The sequence below is a fragment of the Pedobacter yonginensis genome, assembly GCF_003173595.1.
Taxonomy (GTDB): domain Bacteria; phylum Bacteroidota; class Bacteroidia; order Sphingobacteriales; family Sphingobacteriaceae; genus Pedobacter; species Pedobacter yonginense.
On record NZ_QGNZ01000003.1, the window covers coordinates 205410 to 229966 of the forward strand.

The window sequence follows — 24557 nt, forward strand, 5'->3', positions numbered from 1 at the left end:
TCTAGGGAAATTCAAAAAACAAAAAAATGAACACTGAATTAATTGGCATCATCGCCACGTTCCTGCTCACCTTAATTATTGCTATCCCTTTGGGTAAATATTTAGCAAAGGTATTTGCAGGAGAAAAAGTTTGGACAGACTTTTTAAAACCGCTCGAAACTGGAATCTATAAGCTTTCTGGCATTAACGTTAAAGAACAAATGAACTGGAAACAGCAGTTAAAGGCATTACTAACCATCAATATTTTGTGGTTGGTGTATGGCTTTTTCATGTTGATTTTTCAGGATAAGCTTCCATTTAACCCAGATGGAAACGCTGGCATGACGGCTGATTTGGCATTCAATACCATCATCAGCTTTGTTGCCAACTGTAACCTTCAACACTACTCTGGAGAAACTGGCGTAAGTTATCTAACCCAGCAGTTTGTATTAATGTTTCTTCAATTTGTAAGTGCCGCTACGGGTATTGCAGCAGCAGTTGTACTATTTAAGGCTTTTAGAGACAAAACCACTACACAGCTTGGAAATTTTTGGGAATTTTTTGTAAGAGCGATTACCCGTTTATTATTGCCTTTATCAATTGTAATTGCTTTGTTATTAACATTTAACGGCACACCCGCAAGCTATGAAGGTAAAGATCAGTTTATCTCAGTTCAAGGTGATACCGTTCATGTATCTCGTGGGCCGGCTGCACAAATGATTGCCATTAAACACTTGGGAACGAATGGTGGTGGGTATTTTGGTGCAAATTCTGCCCATCCATTCGAAAACCCGAGTTATTTTACCAATATGGTTGAGGTTATTGCACAAACCATCATTCCTCTTGCGATGATTATTGCCTTTGGATATTTCATCCGAAGAAAAAAACTCGCTTGGACAATTTTCGGGGTGATGACGATTGGCTTATTTATGTTAATGCTTCCCACCCTCAGTTCAGAGCTCGGCGGCAACCCAGCTCTAGCGAAATTGGGCATTAGCCAAACCACCGGCGCAATGGAAGGTAAAGAAGTTCGCTTCGGTCCCGCTGCTACAGCCTACTGGAGTACGTTAACAACCGTAATTTCTACTGGATCAGTAAACGGAATGCATGATAGTACCATGCCCCTAACTGGCTTATGGCAATTATTGGCAATGATGATCAATGCATTTTATGGTGGTTGTGGAGTTGGTTTATTAAATTACTTCATCTACTTAATTATTGCAGTATTCATTTCTGGATTAATGGTGGGCAGAACCCCCGAATTTTTAGGACATAAAGTTGAAGCCAGAGAAATTAAAATAGCGGCTATCATTACCTTGCTCAGTCCCTTTTTAATTTTGGCGGGTACAGCTATAGCGAGCTTTGTTTTTGTGAATCATGGTGGTGCCGATTGGGCCGTTCAACCTAAAAACTGGCTTAATAACCCTGGTTTCCATGGCTTTTCTGAAATGCTGTATGAAGTTACCTCATCCAATGCAAACAATGGTTCAGGCTTTGAGGGATTGGGAGATAACAATGTATTCTGGAACCTTTTAACCGGGATAATCATTTTCTTAGGTCGCTTTTTACCCATTATTGGACCAGTAGCCATTGCAGGTTTACTGGGCGCTAAAAAATTCATTCCCGAATCTGCAGGCACCTTAAAAACAGACACCAAAACCTTCGCCTTAATGACCTTTGCGGTAATATTAGTGTTAAATGCACTTTCATATTTCCCTGCCTTAGCCCTAGGTCCATTGGCAGAATACTTTACAATGCTTAAATAAATCTCCATGGTGGATTGAGCATTGGAAAAGCTAAAGAAATTTTCCAATGCTCAACACACAAATGATATAAATATAAAAAACATGAAACCCAATAATAAATTGTTCGAACCTGCTTTAGTGCAAACTGCATTGAAACAATCCTTCATCAAACTCGATCCACGGGTTATGGTTCGCAACCCAGTTATGTTTACCGTAGAAATTGGCACATTGGTAATGGCTTATGTAACGGTTTACTCATTTAGCCACAGCGGACAAGGATCGGCATTGTATAATTTCTTTATCTTTTTGGTGCTGCTGCTCACGGTTTTGTTTGCCAATTTTGCCGAAGCCATTGCCGAAGCACGAGGAAAAGCACAAGCCGATAGCTTGCGTAAAACGAGAGAGGAAACCCCTGCTAAAGTGTTGCTCGAAAATGGAACAATCGAAATCCGTTCTTCAAATCAATTGAAAAAAGGTGATGTTTTCATTTGCGAAACTGGTGATACCATCCCCACCGATGGAGAAATTATAGAAGGTATTGCAACTATTGATGAATCGGCCATTACAGGAGAATCTGCACCAGTGATTCGGGAATCTGGAGGGGATAAATCTTCTGTTACCGGCGGAACGAAAGTGCTATCTGATGAGATTAAAGTAAGTGTAAGCACTGCCCCAGGCGAAAGCTTTTTAGATAAAATGATTGCCTTGGTGGAAGGGGCGTCTCGCCAGAAAACACCGAATGAGATTGCCTTAACCATCTTGCTCGCCAGCTTCACCTTGGTTTTTATCATCGTTTGCGTAACCTTAAAACCATTTGCAGATTACGCCAATACCCCAATTACAATTGCAGCATTAATTTCGCTCTTTGTTTGTTTAATCCCAACAACCATTGGAGGTTTATTATCTGCAATAGGCATAGCGGGAATGGACAGGGCTTTAAGGGCAAACGTAATTACCAAATCGGGTAAAGCCGTAGAAACCGCAGGCGATATTGATGTACTATTGCTCGATAAAACGGGTACCATAACCATAGGAAACCGAAAAGCAACCAATTTCTATCCAACTGCTGGCGTCGTAATTAAAGATTTTACAGATGCTTGTGTTTTAAGTTCTTTAGCCGACGATACCCCTGAGGGTAAATCGATTATAGAATTGGCAAATGAGCAAGGATTCAAAACTTTGGCTACTCCGAAAGATTCTACTTTCATAAAATTCACCGCAGAAACTCGCTCTAGTGGCTTAGATACTGCTGATGGAAGAAGAATTAGAAAAGGTGCCTTCGATTCGATCAGGAATATCGTTGAAAAAGCAGGAAACATCTTCCCATCGGATATTGAAGACCACGTAAAAAGCATTGCTTCAAATGGCGGTACACCGTTGGTGGTTTCTGAAAATGAAAAAGCTTTAGGCGTTATTGAACTACAAGACATTATTAAGCCGGGCATTAGCGAGCGCTTTGAGCGTTTGCGTAAAATGGGCGTGAAAACAGTAATGGTTACGGGCGATAACCCCTTAACAGCCAAGTACATTGCAGAAAAAGCAGGCGTAGATGATTTTATTGCAGAAGCGAAACCTGAGGATAAAATGAACTACATTAAAGATGAACAAGCCCTAGGCAAATTGGTTGCCATGATGGGTGATGGTACAAATGATGCGCCTGCCCTTGCTCAAGCGGATGTTGGTGTTGCTATGAACAGTGGAACGCAAGCGGCCAAAGAAGCGGGAAACATGGTCGATTTAGACAATGACCCCACCAAATTAATTGAGATTGTTGAGATTGGAAAGCAATTGTTAATTACACGCGGTACCTTAACAACCTTTTCTATCGCAAATGATGTGGCTAAGTATTTTGCAATTGTTCCTGCACTATTTATTGCATCGATCCCAGCTTTACAGAGTTTAAATATTATGGGCCTGCATTCTCCAGAAAGTGCAATTATGTCGGCTGTTATATTCAATGCGATTATTATTCCAATTTTAATCCCCTTAGCACTTAAGGGTGTGGCTTATAAACCAATCGGCGCAACCGCTTTACTGCGCAGAAATCTATTTATCTATGGAATTGGTGGAGTTGTAGCACCATTCATCGGTATCAAAATAATCGATTTATTAGTTGGCTTATTTGTGTAAAATAAAACATTCGGGGTTGAGCCGTTAGCGAGATTGACAAATCTTTCCATCTGCTCAGCCTAATTTAAAAAACAAAATAAAATGAAAAATTACATCATACAATCTATACGCTTAACATTGGTTTTAATCGTATTGTTATGCATCCTTTACCCTTTAGGCATTGCTTTGGCTGGCAAAATTTCAAAAGGAAATGGTAGTGGCGAAAAGCTTACCAAAAACGGAAAAGTAGTTGGCTATGCATTGATAGGCCAATCATTTACTAAACCAGAATATTTTTGGGGCAGACCATCGGCAGTGGCCTATAATGCCGCAGGCTCTGCTGGTTCTAACAAAGGTCCTTCTAATCCAGATTATTTAAAGGAAGTTTCCAATCGAATTGATACCCTACTTAAATATAACCCTGGGTTAAAAAAATCGGAAATTCCAGCAGATATGGTTACCGCCTCTGGAAGTGGCTTAGACCCAAATATTTCAGAACAAGGTGCAGCTATCCAAATTAATCGAGTAGCCAAAGCAAGAAAATTAGATCAAAATAAAGTAAAGGAACTGGTAGCTATGAACACTCTGAAACCATTTCTAGGTCTGTTTGGCCCATCATCAGTAAATGTTTTAAAGTTGAATTTAGCTTTAGATAACTTGTAGTGCTTTAGTGAAGCTACAGCAGATGCAAATGATTAACACAGACAAAAATTGAAATCAAATCTGCGTAGTAAAATAAATGATATATCCAGTTATGGCCTTGCGAAGCCAAATGACTGATGAAAAATAAAAAATCTAAAAATGAAAAAGATCATCATCCTCATCACCATATTAACAGCAACAATAAACGCCTTTGCACAAAATGAACCTAAAGTAAAATTTTCAGGTTATTTGGAAACCTACTACGGCTACGACTTCAATAATCCAGAAGATCATAATCGTCCTGGCTTCATCTATTCTCACAACCGAGCAAATGAAGTTAATTTAAACCTTGGATTTCTAAAAGCGGCATACGATAGCGGTGCCATTCGGGCAAACTTAGCGGTTATGGCAGGAACATATGCAAATGCAAATTTGGCGGCCGAGCCAGGCGTTTTAAAAAATATATTTGAAGCCAATGCTGGCGTTAAATTGTCAAAATCAGCAAATCTATGGATTGATGCGGGAATATTTTCATCGCATATAGGTTTCGAGAGTGCGATATCTAAAGATTGTTGGGTTTTAACCAGAAACATTTCTTCAGAAAATACACCGTATTACGAATCAGGAGCTAAACTCTCATACGCAACATCCGATGGAAAATTATCTGCAACCCTACTCTATCTTAACGGCTGGCAAAGAATCACCCGTCAAAACGGAAACGATAAGCCAGCAGGTGGCCTTCAATTAACCTGGAAACCAAGTGCTAAATTTACACTGAATTATTCTAACTATTTGGGAACTGAAGGTGCAGATTCTGTTCGTGTAAACCGATTCTATCATAACCTTTATGCCATTTACCAAGTTACAGATCAATTTGGCTTAACCCTAGGGTTTGATTATGGAACGCAACAAAAACAAAAAAGTAGCACCACCAAAAACGAAGTAATTTCTCCAGTGGCAATAGCCCAGTATAAATTTGCTGATAAATGGGCTTTAGCGGGAAGGTTTGAATACTACGAAGATAAAAACGGTATTTTTATTTCTACAGGCACAGCAAATGGCTTTAAAACAAAAGGCTACTCTTTAAATGTAGATTATAGTCCAATTGCAAATGCCGTTATCCGTTTAGAAGGAAAAACTTACGACAGCAAGGATAAAATTTTTAACCGTGAAGGAAATTTTGTGAATGCAAATACATCCTTAACGGCGAGCATAGCGATATCATTTTAGAAATAACGATCACGGAGGTACAAACCCATGTGTGCCTCCGTGATTCAATTAAACACAAATGCAGGAGAAAGACGATTCGGTAAAGCACTTCCTCGATTTGGTTCAGAAATCCAGGAGGGGTAAACTCAAAATCTATATTGGGATGAGCGCCGGTGTAGGCAAAACTTTTCGAATGCTACAAGAATCGCATGCACTATTACGCAATGGAATTGATGTTTGCATTGGCTATGTAGAAACCCATAAAAGAGCAGAAACAGAAGCTTTAGTTGGTGGGTTGCCAATTATTGCGAGAAAAAAGATCTTCTATCGTGGTAAAGAGATTGAGGAAATGGACTTGCAAGGCATACTCAATCGTCACCCAGAAATTGTAATTGTTGATGAGTTAGCCCATACCAATGCAGAGGGCTGCAAGAATGGGAAGCGTTGGCAAGATGTGTTTGATCTTCTTGAGGCTGGCATAAGTGTAATATCTGCCGTCAACATTCAACATCTGGAAAGCATAAATGAGGAGATAGAACAAATTACAGGCATTAGCGTAACCGAACGCATTCCCGATAAAATTCTAGAAATTGCAGACGAAATAGTAAATATCGATTTAACAGCTGATGAATTGGTTACCCGCTTAAAAGAAGGGAAAATCTATGATCAATCTAAAATTGCAAGGGCATTAGAAAATTTTTTCCAGTCAGACAAGATATTACAGCTCAGAGAACTCGCCCTTAAAGAAGTGGTGCATCAGGTAGAGCGGAAGATCCAGACGGAAATTCCCAAATCGATAAAGCTAAGATTCGAACGATTTCTAGCATGCATCTCCTCCAACGCAGAAACGGCCGGAGTTGTAATTAGAAAAACCGCCCGATTAGCCTCTTATTATCATTCGCCATGGATTGTGCTTTACATCCAAAGTGATAGCGAAAGTTTAGAGCGTATAAAACTTGATAAACAAAGACATTTAATTAATCATTTTAAGCTTGCAACCGAGTTGGGTGCTGAAGTGATTAAAGTAAAAAGTAATCAAATTACTCAAAGCATTATTAATATAGCGACAGAAAAAGAAGTAACAACCATCTGCATTGGAAAACCACACTTAAATATTTTTCAGGTAATTATGCGAACGGCTATTTTTAATCAACTGTTGCGTAATTTAGCCGAAAAGGAAATTGATTTAGTGATACTCTCTTAAATAAACTCAAAAACCATAACCCAAATTACTCTCAGGTTAACTCAGGTGCCTAATGTGGTAAAAAATTAGTTAAACTTTAAAAACCCAACTAGCCAACTTAATCTCAGTTGTCAAATTGGCCTAAAAAATCATCATGAAAATTAAAACCAAACTCCGCCTCGGATTCGGGTTTCTCTTTATAATCGTTCTGTCCTTCGGATTGATTGCCCTATTTTATTTGAATGAGCTTTCAGACAAATCTAAAGTGATTTTAAAAGACAACTACAAATCCCTCAAATACGTTTCTTCTATGCGTACCGTTCTCGATGACAATCGGTTTCCGCTCAATAATGAAAGCAAAAAAATATTCGAGATTAACCTAAAAAACGAAGGTGAAAATATTACCGAACCCGGTGAGAAAGCCGCATTTCTGAAATTAAGCCAGCTATACACCACATTCTTGAATTCTAAATCTGCTCAAGAAAATGAAAACATCATAAAGGCGTTAAGAGCAGAGTTGCAAAATATTGATAGCCTGAACATGACGGCCATTTATCATAAAAACGAATTGGCAACAGAAGCATCTGGAAGAGCGAACCTATACATTATGATTGCCGCAACGCTGAGTTTTCTAATTTTATTCACCTTTATCGTTAATTTCCCAGGTTTCGTGGCAAATCCCTTGGCAGAATTTAGCTCAGCAATTAAGCAAATCAGTCGCAAAAATTATAAGCAACGACTCCGGTTTGAAAATGATGATGAATTTACCGAACTCGCCGACGCATTTAATGGCATGGTTGTTAAACTTAACGAATGGGAAAACAGCAATCTCTCCAAAATTAAATCCGAAAAATCGCGTATCGAGGCCATTATCGCACAAATGCAAGATGCAATTATTGGTTTAAACGAAAAAGGAGAAGTGCTATTTTTAAACCATTTGGCAGCCAAGCTAATGAATTTAGATGAAGACAAAATTATCGGCCAGAATGTAAGCGAGTTGGTAAAAAAGAATGAGTTATTAAAACGCATCATAAAGCCTGAAACGGACGATAAAACCCTCAAAATTTACGCTGATGACAAAGAATCTTATTTCCTTTTAGAAAGTAGAGAAATTGTTATCCCAAATTATGAAGAACAAGAAGAAAAGACCTTAGTAGAATCCTCAAAATCAGCTGGTAGCGTGTATGTTCTGAAAAACATTACGCAGTTTAAAGAATTAGATGAAGCCAAAACCAATTTTATAGCAACAGTTTCCCATGAATTGAAAACCCCACTTTCCTCCATAAAAATGAGCTTAAAATTGCTTAACGATGAACGTGTTGGCGCCATGAACGAAGAACAGAGCCAGTTGGTAAATCACATCAAAGAAGATAGCGACCGACTTTTAAAAATAACCAGCGAACTTCTAGACTTATCACAAGCAGAAACCGGAAACTTAAAGCTCACCTTTGCCATTACACAACCTTTAGCCATTGTAGAGTATGCGCTAGATGCGGTTAAATTTCAGGCAGAACAAAAATCAATAAACTTAGAGGTTAATTGTGATGACCGTTTACCGAACGTTAATGCCGATATCCAAAAAACAGCTTGGGTTCTGGTCAATTTTTTATCAAATGCATTACGTTATAGTTCAGAGAAGTCAAAGGTTGTGATCGATGTTTTCCAAAAAGACAAGTTCATTCAATTTTCAGTGCAAGATTATGGCAAAGGCATTGATGAAAAGTATCAAAAACGATTGTTTGAGCGATATTTCCAAGTACCTACCGATGGCCAGAATAAATCTGGATCAGGCTTAGGATTAGCCATTTCCAAAGATTTTATTGAAGCCGAACATGGAAAAATTTGGGTAGTGAGTGCAATTGGCGAAGGGAGCAAATTTTGTTTCACCTTACCCATTGTAACTTAAAATAGGGGTAATTTTAGTCTGCTTTAAACGATGTAGGGTTCCATTTCCTTATCAATGCTTTTGCGCAATTCCATTAACTTAATCGCATAACCATGCATCGCAATTTCTCGATCGCTTTTTGGCTTAAAGGTTGGGATTGGCTTTGGTTGTCCATCATCATCTACTGCAACAAAAACAATAATGCAGTGTGTATTTTTCACAAAATCTGCCTGCCCCACCGGCTTGGAAAAAGCATCTACGGCTATGTGCATACTGGTTTTGCCAGTGTAAATAATTCGGGCTTCCATTTTAACCAAATGACCAATATGTACCGGATGAAAAAACCGAATACCTCCAACATATACGGTAACACAATACGATTGGCTCCATTGTAAGGCGCATGCAAATGCAGCTTGATCAATCCATTTCATCATCATCCCGCCGTGCACCTTTCCACCATAGTTAACATCGGACGGCTCGCTCAAAAATTGAAGTTCGATATGGTTTTTAGTTCTAGCCATGATATTGATTGTAAAGAATAAACTGGTGTATAAAATAAAACTGATACCAATATGCAAAAATTATGTGTATGGAGAATACCCTTTCTCAATTTAAATAAATCTACTTCAAACACTTATTAGATTATCATCCAAAACCTATAATTCTTCTCCCCCTAACCCACATATCCACGCCAATCCTTCTGCACCCTAAAAATCAAATCTGCGGGAAAAATTATAACAACTTCCTGCTCGCGACAATCCACACATCCACCATAACCTTACACCCTGAACATCAAATCTGCGTAAATCTGCGGGGAAAATTATAACAACTTCCTGCTCGCGATAATCCACACAGCCACCATAATTCTGCACCCTGAAAATCAAATCTGCGTAAATCTGCGGGGAAAATTAAAACAACTTCCTGCTCGCGATAAGCACACTAATAACTCTGCACCCTGAAAATCAAATCTGCGTAAATCTGCGGGAAAAATTATAACAACTTCCTGCCCGTGATAATCACATTAATAACTCTGCACCCTGAAAATCAAATCTGCGTAAATCTGCGGGAAAAATTAAAACAGCTTATATTTCTTACCCCCCCTTTAAAAAAAAAGTCGCAGCAAAACGCCACGACTTTCTAAAATTTAAATTTAGCATCTAGCCTATTTTGCCATGATACTAATCGCATATCCACCACCCGGCGCACAATATTGCGTTAACTTCGTTTTATTTGTAACCTCCATTTTGCGTATCGTGTAGGCTTTCGGATTACTCTCATAATGCGCATCTTTCGCGTCAGCATAAATGGTTGCGGTATATTTTTTACCAGCATCTAAGAAACTGAAGTCGATTTTAGAGGTACGCCCAACCTCGTCATTTGTACGGCCAACAAACCAGTTGTCTTTTCCTTTAGCTTTACGAGCATAAGTAATATAATCACCCGGTTCGGCTTCCAAAACCTTTGTATCATCCCAATCCACAGCCACATCCTTAATGAACTGGAAAGCATCCATATACTTATTATATGTCTCTGGAAAATCAGCTGCCATTTGCAACGGACTGTACATCGTAACATACAAAGCCAGCTGACGGGCTAATGTGGTGTGCACAAAAGATTTATTATCAGGATTATAAGCACTTACTCTTGTTTCAAAGATACCAGGTGTATAATCCATAGGACCGCCGATTAAGCGCGTAAAAGGTAAAATTGTAGTGTGATCTGCATTGCTTCCACCAAAAGCTTCATATTCAGTGCCCCTGGCAGCTTCGTTACCAATCAAATTCGGATAGGTACGAGCCAAACCTGTTGGTCTGACAGCTTCGTGCGCATTCACCATAATCTTGTAATCAGCAGCTTTGGTAATGGCATACAAGTAGTGGTTAATCATATCTTGGCTATAGTGATGTTCGCCACGAGGAATAATATTGCCAACGTAACCGCTTTTAACTGCATCATAACCATTGGCTTTCATAAACTTGTAGGCCGTATCAATATGTCTTTCGTAATTACGAACCGAAGAAGAAGTTTCATGGTGCATAATCATTTTAATCCCTTTGCTTGCCGCATAACGATGCAATTCTTTCACATCGAAATCAGGATATGGCGTTACAAAATCAAACACATAATCTTTTGTTTTACCAAACCAATCTTCCCAGCCCTCGTTCCATCCTTCAACCAAAACGGCGTCTAAACCATTTTTAGCAGCAAAATCGATATATTCTTTTACATGCGCAGTATTGGCACCATGCTTTCCATTTGGTTTTGTTTTAGAATAATCGGTTACCCCTAATTGCACACTCGTTAAATCGTTGTAAGCCCAAGTGCTTTTTCCGGTAATCATTTCCCACCAAACGCCAACATATTTGGTTGGTTTAATCCAAGAAACATCTTTAAACTTTGTAGGCTCATTTAAGTTATACGTCAATTTAGACGTTAAAATATCTCCAGCTTTATCACTTACAATAATGGTTCTCCACGGAGACAAACAAGGCGCTTGTAAATAACCCTTATCGCCCACTGCATCAGGAGTTAACCAAGATTCTAAAACCATGTTTTTATCATCAAGGTTTAACGACATGCAAGAATAGTTTACCAAAGCAGCCTCATGTATGTTGATGTATAAACCATCTTTGCTTTTCATCATTAAAGGCGTTTGTACACCTGTTGGAGAAAAAGTGGTTTGAGAAGCATTTGATGTTACCGCATCTTTCATCTTCGCACGAACTTCCGATAAATTTGAAGTCACCGTTTCATATTCCTGTGTGTCGTAATCTCCAGGAAGCCAAAACGCTTTATGATCGCCAGCCAACGCAAACTGAGTTTTTTCTTCTTTGATTACGAAATAATCTAAGTTTTTTTGCTCCGGAAATTCATATCTGAAACCCAAACCATCATTGAACAAACGCAAACGTACAATGATGTACCTATTTGTTGCCGTTTGAGTTAACGTTACAGCCAATTCATTGTAGTGATTTACAATTTCCTTTACCTCACCCCAAACAGGCTTCCAAGTTTCGTTGAAGCTACTCGTTTTGGTATCGGTAATGGTAAATCCATCCAATAGCGACTTAGCATCTTTTAATTCTAAGCCAAGTTTACTCGTTTTAATTACATCTTTGCCCTTGTATTTTAGGGTGTACGTTGGCACACCACCAGAAGCCAACGAGAAATTGGCAATCAGGTTAGCATCAGGCGATTTTAATTCCTGACCGAATGCAGTAGTACCCAAAAGCAAAAAGCAAACTACAATTATTAATTTTGAGAGGTTGAGGGATTGTTTAATTTGGTTTTTATTCACAGTATATTATTGGTTTTAATTGTTCTATTATTGATATGATAAGGCGGAAAACCCGCAATTGATTATTCTAAAAGCAGCGGGTCATCATCCTCATCTGTTAAGCTAAGTTGAATGCTATCACTACCGGCTATGCCTTCAATTGAACCACGAATATGAGTGGCATTCAGAAGCACTTTTTCCAACTGCTTCTCACGGGCCTTCCACAGGCGTTCCATAGCATCTCTTTCTCTTTGAATGGATAATTTCATGCTCATAAAGCCCTCTCTAATCGCTTTCCACTGCTCCGAAAATTCCGATCCAGTTAAGTAGTCGTACAACATGTGCATTTTATCACCACGATTTTCCTGCGATTTTACCGCACTAGCCAAACGCAAAATTCCATCACGCAAAACGTAAGCAACGGCACTAACTTCCTCAAAAGAGCAAATCCAAACCCCATCACGTTGTCCGAAGCTATCCATGCCTTTAGGGTAACATTGACTCACAATTACAGCAACATCAACGCCCATGCTCCGCATATCCTTTTTCAATTTTTCAATCCAGTCGCCACCAAAATCTTTGGTTCGTTTACTTTCATAAATAATTTTGCCGCACTCTTGTCCAAATTGGTTTCTAACTACTTGCACACAATCGGCACCACGCACACCCTTTCCCACTTCTTCAATCAAATCGAATGGAAAATTGCTCCTAAGCAATTCCTCCAAGATTAATTCCTGTACCTCACCTTGCAGCTGCATACTCCCCTGCTCAGCTTTTCGCTTCATTTCTTCCGCCAGCTTTTTTTGGTCATCAAGCTGTTTTTCAAGCTCCTTTAAACGCAATTGATGCTCAGTATCTTTAATGCTATTTTTTTCTGCCTCTTGTTTTCTAATTTGCTCCACCAAGTCGTTACGCTGTTCTTGCAGTTTACGCTGAAAAGCCAGTTCCATCTCCTCTTCCTTAACTTTAAGGCTTTCTTCACGTCGTAAAAAATCCAATTCCTTTTCACGCGCTAACCGAAGTTTCTCCGCATTTTCTTTGGCATTGCCTTCCAGCATCTGCAATTTGTTTTCGTAATCAGAGGCAATACTTTTACGCAAGTTTTCCTCCAAATCCACTTTTACCTTATTTTTTTCCTCTGCAAGTTTGGCATCATAAGCTTTTTGCTGCAACTCCTTTTCGTGCTCTAAAGCCAACAGTTTACGTTGAAAATCCTCATCCTTCTGCTTGGTAAAGGCAACCATCTTCTCACGTAACTCTTTTTTATAATCTTCAGCCATAGCCTCTTCCATCGGAAAAACATGGGCGCAGCTTGGGCATTTTATTTCGGTAGGCATAAATATTTTTTTACTTCGGAAGAAACCGAAATCATACAAAGATATTAAAGCTTTTTATGAATATATAAACGAGTTTTGCACCATTTAATTTACAGCACTTTCGATCGTATTTCGTGGCCAGCAGTTAAAATTTTACTTACAGGGCATTTAGACGCAATGTCTTCCAATCTCGCCTTTTGTTCAACGCTTAAATTGCCCGTACAGGTAATTTCTTCCACAAATAGTGTCTCCGCGTTTTCAATAAGCATATTTATCCCAACCTCAATTTTGTCAACCGCCCATCCCTTTCTATCAATGTACATTCTTAAGGTAATGGCTACACAAGAGGCTAAAGAGGCCATTAGCAAGCCCGTGGGTGCAAAACCCTTATCTGTTCCGCCTAAATTAAAAGGCTCATCAACCACAATCTCATGTGTGCCATTGGTTACCGAACACGCATAGTGTTCTTTGTTTATCGTTGCTTTTACCATCTTCGTTCTAAAATATTAAACATAGCAAATAATCCGCTCAAACGGTACGAATTATTATTTTTAAGAAAATTAGCGTCGGCATTTCATAGCCCGGTATAGTCCCCCCATTCGCTAAAGCCCTCATAAAAAATTCGGGGCTATCGCTGCTGTCGGGTTTAAAAAAAAATGTTCGTGCTACTATTTCTCAACATTGTCTCAACTTAAAGAATAAAAATTCAAACTTTCTAAAATAGCTATTGTTGTTTTTTAAAATTCATAGTTATGAAATACAGAAAGTTAATCAAAAAATATCTAGCGGAAGATTCAAACAGCAGTGCTAAAATAGCCATTGCCTTAGTTGCAGGTTTAGCAGCAGGAGCAGTTATAAGTGTATTATTTGCACCAGATAGCGGCGAAGGAACTCGTGGTAAAATTGCCGACGGCGCAAAAAATCTCCGTTACGGATTTCAAGACAAATACAATCTTCTAAAAGAAAAAGTTTTCGGCGTAGAAGCCATTGAAGAAGATATTGTGGAGCATGAAGTACCACACTTTAAGCATACACCAACAAAAAAACCTAAATCTGATTTGAAAAACATCTTGGAAGATGCACATCAGAATGCACAGGTACAAGAAGGACAAGGTTAAATTCAGTTTGAAGATTAACTTTATCAATTAACTACGCCCAGTTTTATGATGGGTTCATTAATTGTTCTATTTTTGGGTCGTATTTAACGTGAGTTCGGTTTAAGCCTTAAGGTATAAATGCCAAATCTAATCAATACCATTAGCTGCTGAGACAAACTCGATGTCGGAAAGATTATAAAATATAGCGATAAGGCGTCGTAAGCCCGAATTTATTTCAGGGTATTGGCTTTTTTACAAGGTATTTTTATAATCACGAACTCACGTTATTTAATTAACCGATACCAAAATAAAGCGAATCCAAATTCATGTTCTTCATTCTTTCCAAGGTTCTACTTTTTTTAATAAAACCATTATTTTGGATTACCATACTTTTGGTAGCTGCAATGCTTACTAAAAAACAACCACGCAGAAGAAAGCTGTTTATTGCAACTCTTTTGGTATTCCTATTTTTTTCAAACGCTTTCATCGCTGGAAAGATAGCTAATTGGTATGAGGCCGATTATCCCTTAGAACAAAAACATGATGTAGGCATTGTGCTGGGCGGTTTTTCGGGTATCAACGAGCGTACGCATCAAATTTCATTCAATTGGGCAAGCGATCGCCTATTTCAAGCACTTGCGCTTTATAAAAAAGGAGAAATCAATAAAATTTTACTCAGCGGCGGAAATGCAAGTTTACTCAATAATAAAATTAAGGAAGCCGATTTGGTGGTAGATTATCTTAAGTTAATCGGAATCCCAGATTCTGCAATCCTTTTTGAAAATCAAAGTAGAAACACTATTGAAAATGCAAAAAATAGTATTGCACTCATTAAGAAGTATAAAGCAGATGCGAAAATTTTAGTGATTACAAGTGCCTGGCACATACCAAGAGCCAAAACCATTTTCGAAAAGCAAAGCAAAAATAAAATAGATTATTACCCAACAAACTTTATCGGCAGAAACTCCTTTAGCATTGGCGATTTTATCATCCCAGATTTGGGTGCATTTGGTACTTGGGAGCTTCTTATCAAAGAATGGATCGGATTGGCTGTTGACCGAATTAGAAGTTAATTTGGCAATCAAATCCGCCTAAAGGCAAATTTCAGAATAAACGTGTGCCGCTAACTGTCAATTGCTTTCCAAAGCATGTCTTTTAGCTCTACCAAACCCTTTTCAGCAACCGAAGAAATAAATATCGAAGGAATATTAGGCAAATCTTGCTTCATTTCTTCCATTAATTCTTCATCCAGCATATCAGATTTTGTAATCGCCAACACATGAGGTTTCTGCATAAGTTCTGGATTGTAAGATTCCAATTCTCTTTTTAAAATTTCATATTCCTCTTTAATCGTTCTGCTTGTATCCGCCGGAACCATGAAAAGCAATACAGAATTCCGTTCAATGTGACGCAAGAAACGGTAACCCAAACCTTTTCCCTTTGATGCACCTTCTATAATTCCTGGAATATCAGCCATCACAAAAGATTTGTTGTTTCGATAGCTCACAATACCCAGATTAGGTACAATGGTTGTAAAGGGATAATCGGCAATTTCTGGCTTAGCCGCAGATACAACCGAAAGCAATGTAGATTTTCCAGCATTTGGAAAACCAACCAAGCCAACATCAGCCAAAACCTTCAATTCCAGAATGTTCCAAACTTCTTGACCCTGCTCTCCCGGTTGTGCAAATCGAGGTGTTTGTTGAACCGAGTTTTTAAAATGTGCATTACCCAATCCCCCCCGACCGCCAGGTGTTAGAATTTTGGTTTCACCATCTTTCGTAATTTCGAAAAGAACCTCTCCAGTTTCAGCATCCTTGGCAATGGTGCCCAACGGAACTTCTAAAATTTCATCTTTACCTTGCTTACCAAACTTATGTGAGCTACCACCCGCCAAACCATCTTCAGCAATAATGTGCTTACGATATTTCAAATGCAATAATGTCCAGATTTGAGTATTTCCCTTAACAATAATGTGGCCTCCACGACCGCCATCACCACCATCAGGCCCACCCATCGATGTTAAAATATCGCGGTGTAAATGCGCTGAACCTGCCCCGCCCTTACCAGAACGGCAACAAATTTTTACATAATCTACGAAATTCGAACCTTGTGACATATTTTAATATTGAAATGTTTGTGTTTGGAACATTAAAAATGATAGTTCCTGTAAAATTAAAGAGTTATAACGCTTTAACATTATAACTCCTTTTATATTTTTAATATTTCGAAAGTAATCAGCAATTCTGATACTCCATAAACTATTTATACCATACTAATACTGATCGATAACGGCGCAAAGATCATTATAAACTGTACTAATTTCACCAATCCCATTTACTTTGTTCAATTTTCCTTGTGCCTCATAATAAGGTAACACATGGATGGTTTTATCAAAATATTCAGAAATACGCTTTTTTAGTTTTTCAGCATCATCATCTGGTCTGCCGCTAATTTTATGACGCTCAGCAATGCGTTTTGTTAATTCTTCTTGATCAACATCTAAAGCGATAACGCCAGCAATTTTACTGCCTTTACGCTCTAAAAATAAATCAAGTTCTTCAGCTTGCGGAACTGTACGTGGAAAGCCATCAAACACAAATCCTTTTGCATCAGGGTTTTTATCCACCTCCTCTTCAAGCATTGCAATGGTAATGGCATCTGGTACCAATTCACCTTCTGCTAATAATTGACTAACTTTTTTTCCTAATTCTGTTTCGCCCTTTACGTGTGCTCTAAAAAGATCGCCTGTTGAAACATGTACCAACTGATATTTTGCAATCAGCTTTTCAGATTGGGTGCCTTTACCCGCCCCTGGAGGGCCAAAGAGAACTAAATTAAGCATTAACGTGGTTTAGGTTATCTTTTAACAAAATAAAAAAAAAGCCTCACCGCCATGGGGCGACAAGGCTTCATCCAAATAGTGCACTTGTAGGGATTCGAACCCCAAACCTTCTCATCCGTAGTGAGATGCTCTATCCAATTGAGCTACAAATGCAATTCCGTTTGTTAACGGACTGCAAAAGTAAGATTTGAGATTTGAATTAGCAATTAAATTTGAAAAAAAATCGCTCTCTTACTTCTGCATGATCCACTTTAGGATTTCAACGCCTCGTTAATTGCTTTAAAATCAGGCAAGTCACGGGCATCCTCTAAAACTTCGGCGTAAATAATTTTTCCTTCTTCATCAACCACAAATGCTCCCCTTTTAGAAACGCCTTTCAAACCAAACAAGAATTCATCATAAAACGCACCATAAGCTTTAGAAACTTCTTTGTTGAAATCAGATAATAATGGGAATTGGTATTTTTGCTCCTCTTTGAATTTCGCCAAAGAAAATGGAGAATCTACCGAAACGCCCAAAACCTGTGCATCTATCCCTTCGTAATAGCTAAAATTATCTCTCATGGTACATAACTGCTCGGTACAAACACCTGTAAAGGCCATAGGAAAGAAGTGAATAATCACTTTTTTACCTTTAAAAGCAGCTAAAGAAACTTCTGTCAAATCAGAACTATACAATTTAAAATCTGGGGCTTGATCGCCAACTTGTACTGACATATTTTATGTTTAATTGTGTTTAATATTTATTCCCAATCGATATTTATCAGATAAAACCATCAAGCCTGATACTTTCAACTCAATACTTGCTACCTTATACTCGATACTTGCTGCTTGATGCTTGATACCTCGTACTTGATACTCGATACCTCGTACTTGATACTCAATACCTGCTACTAAATACTCAATACTTGCTACCCCATACCTACTACCAAAACCCTACTTCAAACTCGCCTTCATCTGCTCATCAACAATCTTTAGTCCTTCTTCAAAACTATGGGGATTGTAATTCAAATCTTTCACGGCCTTATCTAACACAAAGCCGGTTCTTATAGGCCGCTTAGCCGTTTGGTTTAAGCCTTCCGAACTCACCTCAGCAATAATAGATTGATCGAGGCCCCAATAATCGGCAACTTTTCGCACTAAATCTGCAATACTCATGTAATCTTTGCCAGATATGTGATAAATTCCATGTGCGCTTTTCTCAACAGCCAAGATGCAAGCCTCCGCTAAATCCTCCGCCAAAGTAGGCATCCGCCATTGGTCGTTCACTACGTTTATTGGCAAAGCCTTTTCTAGAGCACCTTTTGCCCAAAGCACTATATTGCTTCTGCTCATGTCGTTGGTGATGCCATAAACTAAAATTGTGCGTAAAATTACCCAATTCGCTTTCGAGTTTTTCAAAAGATCCTCTGCCAAAACCTTCGATTCTCCATAATAGCTTAAGGGATTTACCGCGTCTTCCTCTTTATATGGCCCGTCCGCACCATCAAAAACAAAATCAGTACTTAAGTGGATGAGTTGAATATCCTTTTCTTTGCAGAGCGAGATCAAAGATTGCACCGCATCTACGTTGAGTTTATGGCAGCGTTCTTTATCCGCTTCAGCAGTATCAACATTCGTCATTGCGGCTGTATGGATGATGGCATCTGGCTTGTACTTTTCAATAACCGCCGTTATTTGTTCAGGATTTAAAATATCCATCTCAGCATAATCATATCCACTTTTTATCGGATACCTGTTAGCTCCTTTTGAAGTTGCAACAAGCTTTACCCTGCCTTCCGCTAAAATTTTTTCAGTTAATTTCTGACCTAAAAGGCCGTTGCTACCAGTGGTTAAAACAGTTTTCATCTGATGATTTTATGCCTCTAAATTATCTATAAAAACCTTGTTGAAAAAATTTATAATATATATTTAAAATTAACTAAGAATAACTTAACTTTGCCAACCGAATTGGAGCCCCTATAAACAGCTTTAATTCATTGATTGTAATAAATTTACTCACAACAGATATGCCTAACTTAGGAAAAATAGCACAAATTATCGGCCCAGTGGTTGACGTTAGCTTTGCTGATGATGCCCATCTACCTAAAATTTTTGATGCGTTAGAAATAACGAAAGAAAACGGACAAAAAATTGTTTTAGAGGTTCAACAACACTTAGGTGAAGATCGCGTTCGTGCAATCTCAATGGACTCTACAGACGGTTTGGTTCGTGGAATGAAGGTTCTTGATACGGGTTCAGCGATTAAAATGCCAGTAGGCGACCAAATTAAAGGTCGTTTATTTAATGTGGTTGGAGAAGCGATTGACGGTATTACTGCTGTTGATAAAACAGATGGTCGCCCTATCCACGCTACACCTCCTAAGTTTGAAGATTTATCTACTGAAACAGAAGTACTTTTTACAGGTATTAAAGTAATCGATTTGTTAGAGCCTTACGCAAAAGGTGGTAAAATTGGTTTGTTCGGTGGTGCTGGTGTAGGTAAAACTGTACTAATCATGGAGTTGGTTAACAACATTGCTAAAGCTTATGCTGGTTTATCGGTATTCGCAGGTGTTGGTGAGCGTACTCGTGAGGGTAACGATTTACTTCGTGAGTTTATCGAATCAGGTGTAATCAACTACGGCGACGAATTCTTACACTCAATGGAAAAAGGTGGTTGGGATTTGAAATCAGTTGATACTGAAAAATTAAAAGAATCTAAAGCAACATTGGTGTTCGGTCAAATGAACGAGCCTCCTGGTGCACGTGCTCGTGTAGCATTATCAGGACTAACAGTTGCAGAATATTTCCGTGATGGTGATGGCGAAGGCGCTGGAAAAGATATCCTTTTCTTCGTTGATAATATCTTCCGTTTTACCCAAGCAGGTTCAGAGGTTTCGGCTTTATTAGGTCGTATGCCATCTGCGGTAGGTTACCAACCAACATTGGCAACCGAAATGGGATTAATGCAAGAGCGTATTACTTCAACAAAACGCGGTTCAATTACATCAGTACAAGCTGTATATGTACCTGCAGATGATTTAACTGACCCTGCACCGGCAACAACATTTGCCCACTTAGATGCTACTACGGTACTTTCTCGTAAAATTGCCGAGTTAGGTATTTATCCTGCGGTGGATCCATTAGATTCAACCTCTCGTATCCTTTCTCCAGCTGTTTTGGGTGATGAACACTACAATACTGCACAACGTGTTAAAGAAACTTTGCAACGTTATAAAGAATTACAAGATATTATCGCAATCTTAGGTATGGACGAATTATCTGAAGAAGATAAACTGGTTGTATCAAGAGCCCGTCGTGTTCAACGTTTCTTGTCTCAACCTTTCCACGTAGCAGAGCAATTTACAGGCTTAAAAGGTGTGTTAGTTGATATTAAAGATACCATCAAAGGTTTCAATATGATTATGGATGGTGAAGTTGATGAGTATCCAGAAGCTGCGTTTAACTTAGTTGGTAGCATTGAAGATGCAATCGAAAAAGGCAAAAAATTATTAGCAGAAGCGAACTAAGAGACGTGAGACACTAGATAAGAGATGTGAGAAAGACTTGGTCTTAAATCTCATATCTTATATCTCCAATCTAAAAAGAATGAATTTAGAAATATTAACTCCAGATAAAAAAGTGTTCGAAGGTGAAGTAACTGCGGTTACGGTTCCTGGTACTTTAGGTTCTTTTCAGATTTTAAAAGACCACGCCCCAATCATCTCAACTTTAGAAGATGGAGAAGTTATTATAAAAGCAAATAAAGCTGACGAGCAACGATTCTTTATTAAAGGTGGTGTAGTAGAAGCCATCCACAATAAAATTGTTGTTTTAGCAGAAGGTATTGCTTAATTGAAATTCGTTATGCCGAATTTGTTTCGGCATCTCAGTAAAAGCCTTTTCGATTCATTTCGGAAAGGCTTTTTTATTTTACTGAACTTAACATCGCAATAAATATTACCCACCGGAAATAAAAATATGAACGACCAATTCAGATGAGATTCCAATCAGATCAGTAGCCGTTCAATTTGATCAAATTTTCAACTTTGTTTGATGAAAATTCCAATTTACGCCGAATATCCCAAAATTTGTAATGCAAGCATAATAATCATACCATATACCGATTTGATATTTAGTTCAAGGTGTTCGGTATTAAATCACTAATCCCACCTACATAAAGAATTTAGTTTTGAAATAATTTAAATACAAAGAATTATATTCTGATTAAACTTTTTTCTGATTTCTCTTGGATATTTATGAACCAAAAACTAAATTGGTTTTTATAAAGAATAAGAGAATGATGACCACACCTAACAACACATCTTTAAATAACACAATTGCATTTGCAACTGTGAATATTGTGCTGCTACCTGTCATTATTTTTAACCTACTACTCCTAAATATTTTACTAGGAAAGAAAACGGGCAGCTTTTAAATAGATTTAAAAAATTAAATATACCTAAAGCGTCCCGATAAAAACGGGACGCTTTTTTTAAATAACAAAACACAGTATTAAGAACCTCCATGATTAAATAAGCAAGCAAGTTAGATGACTTGTCTAATCATGAAAAGCTCCATCTGACAGATGAGTATATAATAAAATAACAGATGAAATACTATAATTCAAATACAATAATATACCTCGATGGACGATTTGAAAAGGCTGTAGAAAGCAGTACAGATCTTTACGGCCAATCGCTACATTACGGCTATGCTGCTTTTGAAGGCATAAGAGCTTATAAAACACATAATGGCAATCGAATCTTTAAAGCGGCAGCCCACTTCGATCGTTTGGAGCAATCGTGCAAACTAGCGAATATCCCTTTCCCATGGGATAAAGAAGAGTTAATTAAACAAACGTATAAACTTCTAACACTAAACAAGTTAAAGGATGCCTACATCCGCCCTTTGGTTTTTTGCCATCCAAATATGAAATTGAATGAACCATCTGGCGTGTCAATTTTAATTTGTGCATGGGATTGGGATGCTTATTCGGGCAATAAATTGTTGAAGCTTACTATTTCGGAGTACGAAAGACCAAATCCAAAATCAACTCCAATGGAAGCAAAATTGAGCGGGAATTATGTAAACTCGATTTTAGCAACCACAGCAGCAAATGTTAAAGGTTATGATGAGGCCTTACTTTTAGATATGCACGGGTATGTGGCAGAAGCCTCAGGCGCAAATATTTTCATCGAAAAAGACGGAAAACTCTACACACCATCATTAGGCAATATCTTACCCGGGATTACAAGGGATACCGTAAAAGAGCTTTGTACAGTTTTAGATATAGAGTGCATAGAGCAAAAATTAACGGTTGAAGATCTTAAGTCGGCAGATGGTGCTTTTCTATGTGGAACAGCAACCGAAATTGCCGGTATTGCCTCTATTGATGATGTGGTTTACAGGCCATTGTGGAGAGAAACAATTGGTTATACCATACAACGCGCCTACAAAAATTTAGTGCTTGAAAAAGTGAATTATGAGGTAATTATTTAGTCTCAACAGCCAATAACTAAAAATACGTACAAAATTAAGAATCACAACATTACCCCCAACTATTAAACAATGAGCGAATTAAATAAATACAGTAAAACATTTACACAAGACCCAACACAACCCGCAGCACAAGCCATGCTTTATGGAATTGGCTTAACGGATGCCGATATGGCCAAAGCACAGGTGGGTATAGCAAGCATGGGTTACGATGGTAACACCTGCAATATGCACCTTAACGACCTTGCAAAAGATGTTAAGGCTGGAGTTTGGAAAAATGATTTAGTGGGTTTAGTGTTTAATACGATTGGGGTAAGTGATGGTATGAGTAATGGTACCGATGGTATGCGTTATTCATTAGTTAGTCGCGATGTGATTGCCGATAGTATAGAAACTATTTGTGGCGGTCAATATTATGATGGAATTATTTCTATCCCGGGATGCGACAAAAACATGCCAGGTGCAATTATGGCAATGGCTCGCTTAAATCGCCCATCTATTATGGTTTATGGAGGAACGATCGCACCGGGTCATTACAAGGGCGAAGAATTAAACATTGTTTCGGCATTTGAGGCTTTAGGACAAAAAATCTGTGGCAATTTATCAGAAGAAGATTACCAAGGAATTATCAAACATACTTGTCCAGGTGCCGGCGCTTGTGGTGGAATGTACACCGCAAATACAATGGCATCAGCAATTGAAGCCTTAGGCATGAGTTTACCATATTCTTCATCAAACCCAGCCATCAGCGAAGAGAAAAAGCAAGAGTGTTTAGATGCTGGTAAATACATTAAAATTTTATTAGAAAAAGATATTAAGCCATCTGATATCATGACCAGAAAAGCATTTGAAAATGCAATTCGATCTATTATCATTTTAGGTGGAAGTACAAATGCGGTGTTGCATTTCATTGCAATGGGCAAAGCCATTGGTGTGGAAATAACACAAGATGATTTCCAAAGAATGAGTGATGTCACACCTGTACTTGCTGATTTTAAACCGAGTGGAAAATATTTGATGCAAGATTTGCACCAATATGGAGGTATCCCTGCAGTATTGAAATACTTATTAGACGAGGGCTTACTACACGGTGACTGCTTAACCGTAACTGGTAAAACAGTAGCTGAAAATTTAGCTGACGTAAAATCAATTATGGATTACGACCAACAAATCGTAAAGAAATTAAGTGAACCAATTAAAGCAACTGGTCATTTACAGATTCTTTATGGAAACTTAGCTGAAAAAGGCTCTGTTGCAAAAATATCTGGTAAAGAAGGCGAAAAGTTTCAAGGCCCTGCACGTGTATTTGATGGCGAACGTGATCTAGTAGCAGGCATCTCATCTGGAAGAATTAAACCAGGAGATGTGGTGGTAATTAAAAATGAAGGCCCAGTTGGGGCGCCAGGCATGCCCGAAATGCTTAAGCCAACTTCACTTATCATTGGTGCAGGCTTAGGCAAATCAATAGCACTCATTACCGACGGTCGGTTTTCTGGAGGAACCCATGGATTTGTTGTGGGGCACATTACGCCAGAAGCATATAAAGGTGGTTTAATTGGTTTGGTGCAAGATGACGACTTAATTGAGATTGATGCTGTAAATAATACCATTAACTTAATGGTGAGCGAAGAAATAATTGCCGAGCGAAGAAATAACTACGTTCAACCAGCTTTAAAAGTAACAAAAGGGGTTTTATATAAATATGCCAAAACCGTATCAGACGCAGCAAGTGGCTGTGTAACTGATGAGTATTAAACGTTAATAAGCAAATGTGGTTTGTGGATACAAAT

General features: G+C 38.4%; 20 protein-coding genes and 1 tRNA gene. 12 read left to right on the forward strand and 9 right to left on the reverse strand.

Annotated elements, in window-relative coordinates; all coding sequences use genetic code 11:
• The first annotated feature begins 26 nt into the window (after positions 1-26).
• The 6 genes from kdpA (at position 27) to DHW03_RS12550 (ending at position 8773) form a co-directional block, all read left to right on the forward strand.
• A complete protein-coding gene (gene kdpA / locus DHW03_RS12525; RefSeq protein WP_109926196.1) occupies positions 27-1745 on the forward strand; it encodes a potassium-transporting ATPase subunit KdpA in 1719 nt (572 codons plus the stop codon).
• Positions 1746-1826: 81 nt separating this feature from the next.
• Entirely contained in the window at positions 1827-3854 is a 2028-nt protein-coding gene (gene kdpB, locus DHW03_RS12530) for a potassium-transporting ATPase subunit KdpB (RefSeq protein WP_109926618.1), read from the forward strand.
• 81 nt (positions 3855-3935) lie between these two features.
• Positions 3936-4496 (forward strand): K(+)-transporting ATPase subunit C, encoded by a 561-nt coding sequence (locus DHW03_RS12535; protein WP_109926197.1) that lies wholly within the window; start codon positions 3936-3938, stop codon positions 4494-4496.
• A 138-nt stretch (positions 4497-4634) separates the two neighbouring features.
• The gene (locus tag DHW03_RS12540; protein ID WP_109926198.1) at positions 4635-5705 is read left to right on the forward strand and encodes a porin; all 1071 of its coding nucleotides are present in this window, start codon (positions 4635-4637) and stop codon (positions 5703-5705) included.
• 58 nt (positions 5706-5763) lie between these two features.
• Entirely contained in the window at positions 5764-6888 is a 1125-nt protein-coding gene (locus tag DHW03_RS12545) for a sensor protein KdpD (RefSeq protein WP_109926199.1), read from the forward strand.
• 133 nt (positions 6889-7021) lie between these two features.
• Positions 7022-8773 (forward strand): ATP-binding protein, encoded by a 1752-nt coding sequence (locus DHW03_RS12550; RefSeq protein ID WP_109926200.1) that lies wholly within the window; start codon positions 7022-7024, stop codon positions 8771-8773.
• A 23-nt stretch (positions 8774-8796) separates the two neighbouring features.
• On the opposite strand, the gene DHW03_RS12555 is transcribed toward DHW03_RS12550, so the two are convergent.
• From DHW03_RS12555 to DHW03_RS12570, 4 genes are all read right to left on the reverse strand, one after another.
• On the reverse strand, positions 8797-9273 hold the full coding sequence (locus DHW03_RS12555) for an acyl-CoA thioesterase (protein WP_109926201.1): 477 nt from the start codon (positions 9271-9273) through the stop codon (positions 8797-8799).
• Between the two features lie 641 nt (positions 9274-9914).
• Positions 9915-12050, reverse strand: coding sequence for a glycoside hydrolase family 97 protein (locus tag DHW03_RS12560; RefSeq protein ID WP_205941003.1), 2136 nt, complete (start codon positions 12048-12050; stop codon positions 9915-9917).
• Between the two features lie 62 nt (positions 12051-12112).
• The gene (locus DHW03_RS12565) at positions 12113-13366 is read right to left on the reverse strand and encodes a DUF2130 domain-containing protein (protein ID WP_109926202.1); all 1254 of its coding nucleotides are present in this window, start codon (positions 13364-13366) and stop codon (positions 12113-12115) included.
• Positions 13367-13455: 89 nt separating this feature from the next.
• Positions 13456-13836 carry an OsmC family protein gene (locus DHW03_RS12570; protein WP_109926203.1) on the reverse strand — a complete coding sequence of 127 codons (381 nt, stop codon included), beginning with the start codon at positions 13834-13836 and terminating at the stop codon, positions 13456-13458.
• Positions 13837-14097: 261 nt separating this feature from the next.
• Here DHW03_RS12570 and DHW03_RS12575 point away from each other — a divergent pair, with 261 nt between their 5' ends.
• A complete protein-coding gene (locus DHW03_RS12575) occupies positions 14098-14463 on the forward strand; it encodes a YtxH domain-containing protein (protein ID WP_109926204.1) in 366 nt (121 codons plus the stop codon).
• Positions 14464-14846: 383 nt separating this feature from the next.
• Positions 14847-15515, forward strand: a complete 669-nt coding sequence (locus DHW03_RS12580) for a YdcF family protein (RefSeq protein ID WP_165825417.1) — start codon at positions 14847-14849, stop codon at positions 15513-15515.
• Between the two features lie 50 nt (positions 15516-15565).
• On the opposite strand, the gene obgE is transcribed toward DHW03_RS12580, so the two are convergent.
• The 5 genes from obgE to DHW03_RS12605 form a co-directional block, all read right to left on the reverse strand.
• Positions 15566-16561: a GTPase ObgE gene (gene obgE / locus DHW03_RS12585; RefSeq protein WP_109926206.1), complete on the reverse strand. Its 996-nt coding sequence runs from the start codon at positions 16559-16561 to the stop codon at positions 15566-15568.
• 156 nt (positions 16562-16717) lie between these two features.
• On the reverse strand, positions 16718-17287 hold the full coding sequence (locus tag DHW03_RS12590; protein WP_109926207.1) for an adenylate kinase: 570 nt from the start codon (positions 17285-17287) through the stop codon (positions 16718-16720).
• Between the two features lie 79 nt (positions 17288-17366).
• Positions 17367-17440: transfer RNA gene (locus DHW03_RS12595), tRNA-Arg, on the reverse strand.
• Positions 17441-17538: 98 nt separating this feature from the next.
• Positions 17539-18003, reverse strand: a complete 465-nt coding sequence (locus DHW03_RS12600; protein WP_109926208.1) for a redoxin domain-containing protein — start codon at positions 18001-18003, stop codon at positions 17539-17541.
• A gap of 219 nt (positions 18004-18222) precedes the next feature.
• Positions 18223-19134: an SDR family oxidoreductase gene (locus DHW03_RS12605; RefSeq protein ID WP_109926209.1), complete on the reverse strand. Its 912-nt coding sequence runs from the start codon at positions 19132-19134 to the stop codon at positions 18223-18225.
• A gap of 161 nt (positions 19135-19295) precedes the next feature.
• On the opposite strand from DHW03_RS12605, the gene atpD reads away from it, so the two are divergent.
• The 4 genes from atpD (at position 19296) to ilvD (ending at position 24522) form a co-directional block, all read left to right on the forward strand.
• Positions 19296-20798: a F0F1 ATP synthase subunit beta gene (atpD, locus tag DHW03_RS12610; RefSeq protein WP_109926210.1), complete on the forward strand. Its 1503-nt coding sequence runs from the start codon at positions 19296-19298 to the stop codon at positions 20796-20798.
• A 79-nt stretch (positions 20799-20877) separates the two neighbouring features.
• Positions 20878-21123 carry an ATP synthase F1 subunit epsilon gene (atpC, locus tag DHW03_RS12615; RefSeq protein WP_055912620.1) on the forward strand — a complete coding sequence of 82 codons (246 nt, stop codon included), beginning with the start codon at positions 20878-20880 and terminating at the stop codon, positions 21121-21123.
• 756 nt (positions 21124-21879) lie between these two features.
• Positions 21880-22770, forward strand: a complete 891-nt coding sequence (gene ilvE / locus DHW03_RS12620; protein WP_109926211.1) for a branched-chain-amino-acid transaminase — start codon at positions 21880-21882, stop codon at positions 22768-22770.
• Between the two features lie 69 nt (positions 22771-22839).
• The gene (gene ilvD, locus DHW03_RS12625; protein WP_109926212.1) at positions 22840-24522 is read left to right on the forward strand and encodes a dihydroxy-acid dehydratase; all 1683 of its coding nucleotides are present in this window, start codon (positions 22840-22842) and stop codon (positions 24520-24522) included.
• Positions 24523-24557 lie beyond the last annotated feature (35 nt).